Annotated in this window: 1 protein-coding gene; it reads right to left on the bottom strand. The window is 56.0% G+C overall.

Annotated elements, in window-relative coordinates; all coding sequences use genetic code 11:
• Positions 1–310: 310 nt before the first annotated feature.
• The coding region (locus PH547_RS33785; RefSeq protein WP_285170495.1) for a transposase at positions 311–650 on the bottom strand (340 nt) is incomplete at its 5' end.

Here is a 650-nt window from a genome sequence, read left to right as displayed (position 1 = left end):
TACAGGGGTATTTTAACTACCATGCGGTGCCTGACAATCTGCGACGATTGGGAGGGTTCCGCTGGGAAGTTGGTCGAGCTTGGCGACACGCCTTGATGCGCCGAAGCCAGCGACACCGCTTGCCTTGGGATCGTTTCCAAAGGCTCGTCCGCAAATACCTGCCACCGTGCCGGCTGATGCATCCGCATCCTGATGCTCGGCTTACCGTCACTACAGCCGATAGGAGCCGTATGCGGTAGTGCCGCACGTACGGAACTGACCGGGGGGCGATGGGTAACCATCGTCCCTACCGGGACCCTCTCATTTGCCACTAGTACCCCTCCGCAGAGATTATGACTCTTTGACTGGATAGGGCCTTGTGGAGTTTTTCACGGGCTTTTTCGGTGGTGAACATCCATTGGATTTGTGCCCTTTGCGCGTTTCTCTGCTGCTGCCAAGCATTGATCTCTGCAATCATCCTGTGTTTGTCGTCGATCCTGCGGTCGAGGCATTGGCTTTTCAAAACGCCAATCTCGATCTCGACCATATTCAGCCAACTTGCGTGTTTCGGCGTGTGGTGGAATTCAAGCCGCTTGAGCACACGACGGGCTTCGGCGGCAGGAAACGCGTCGTATAGCGCGCCGGGTGAATGGGTAGAGAGATTGTCCATA

This window comes from Rhizobium cerradonense, from assembly GCF_030182455.1.
Taxonomy (GTDB): domain Bacteria; phylum Pseudomonadota; class Alphaproteobacteria; order Rhizobiales; family Rhizobiaceae; genus Rhizobium.
The sequence above is the reverse complement of the archived record's forward strand: the minus strand, read 5'-3'. Positions and strand labels throughout refer to the sequence as shown.